The organism is Microcoleus sp. OTE_8_concoct_300 (assembly GCF_031383065.1).
Lineage (GTDB): Bacteria > Cyanobacteriota > Cyanobacteriia > Cyanobacteriales > Microcoleaceae > Microcoleus.
This window is the reverse complement of the sequence record NZ_JANMZH010000688.1, coordinates 1-1,471: the sequence shown is the minus strand read 5'-3', so window position 1 is coordinate 1,471 and position 1,471 is coordinate 1. Positions and strand designations below refer to the sequence as shown.

Sequence of the window (1,471 nt, the reverse complement as noted above, 5' to 3'; positions counted from 1 at the left end):
AATGTCCTAAAACTCGAATCTCGAAAGTCTGTATTTGGGGAACTACCATCATAAATAATCGCAATTTTCCACCGCATCAGCGGTTTTAAAAGCGCTACAATTACAGTCCACAACGAGAAAGCTTGGGGAAATACGATTTGAGGACGAAATTCGAGCAGATAGCCAATAATACTAGGTGATACTACGATAAATCCGCGATCGTAGCCTGTATCTATCTTTGTCGTCTCCACAAAACTCGTCTTTCCTACTAACTGAATTACCGACGATCCAGGCATTTTTGGATCGAATCCCGGCCAAACCCCACCAGTATAAAATACAGTATTCTTAAAAACCTTCGTAAATTCTCTCAAAACAGGCTGCCAGTAAGCTCCCAGTCCCACTTCGGGAACCAGCCAAGCGACGCGCAATTCACCTTGATCAACCATCCAGATCACCTTGGGTTTTGTTTTTAGTTAATCCCAGTTTGCTCAAAACAGAAAACCAAACTAACCTTCTGTAAGGTAGCAACCAATAAATCGGCCACAATAAACCACCGTGACGCTGAGCAAACAATTTCCATTCTTCCCAGGGTTGAAGGGTAGCATCTTGAAATGCTAAACCTTTGGGTTGATTCATTTTTTGCAAGCCTTCACTTATATTAGCAGCAGCTACTTTCGTAGACTGGGGATTCGGCGAACAGGTTCCTTGATAGCCCGGAGCTATCCAAACTGTACAGCCTTTTTGTCGAGCACGCAAACCGTATTCCCAATCTGATAAGTAATGAATGAAGGCTGGATCTAGGTTGCCTACAATGTCAACGACGCTGCGAGGAATCAGAACGCAGTTGCCATTCATGCTGTCACAAGATTGAGGTGCTTTTGTAGGTTTGAGAAAGCGAAATTTAAAGGGAAGCAAGGGGGTAATTTTAACTATACCCCCGTAAGTAAAATCACCAGTATCCGGGTCACAAGTAGAGCCGGCAACGATCGCCTTTTTTTCTCCTTGTTCAAATAACTGGCGACTGGTTGTCAGCAGCGTATTTAAAGCCTCTGGAGCGAGTACCGTATCGTCGTTGAGCCAGAGGTAGTAATCGGGCTCGTCTTTCATGGCTTCGCTGAAAGCTATCCGCATTCCTCCATTCCAAAATAAATTGCCATCTCCCGAAAAAAGCTTGACTTGAGGATATTTTTGCTGTACTCCTTCGGACGTGCCATCAGTACTGCCATCATCTACCAGATAAACGCTGAGTGCAATTTCACTTGTTAATGTTTGGTTAAACAGCGACTCTAGAGTGACTAACGTCTTTAACTTGCGGTTGTGACAAGTCATCAGGACTGCTATACTGGTGTAGTCCATTTATCTAAAAGATTGGGCTGACGAGTAAAAACTTGTCCTCGGACGATCGGCAATACCGATCAAGTTCGAGTCCTATTCAATTATTAACTAACTTGACCACACTATCAAGAGATTTAATTATAAATTTATTTATTTT

General features: G+C 43.0%; 1 protein-coding gene and 1 pseudogene. Both read right to left on the bottom strand.

Annotation, left to right across the window (positions count from 1 at the left end):
- A pseudogene (locus ACUVJL_RS31065) lies at positions 1-425 on the bottom strand (glycosyl transferase); the annotation flags it as partial.
- Positions 418-1,335: a glycosyltransferase family 2 protein gene (locus ACUVJL_RS31060; RefSeq protein WP_445249350.1), complete on the bottom strand. Its 918-nt coding sequence runs from the start codon at positions 1,333-1,335 to the stop codon at positions 418-420. The pseudogene ACUVJL_RS31065 and the gene ACUVJL_RS31060, both read right to left, overlap by 8 nt.
- Positions 1,336-1,471: the final 136 nt, after the last annotated feature.

Excerpts from the sequence above, each read along its gene's own strand:
- ACUVJL_RS31060 (WP_445249350.1), bottom strand. The coding sequence starts at position 1,335 with ATGGACTACACCAGTATAGCAGTCCTGATGACTTGTCACAACCGCAAG.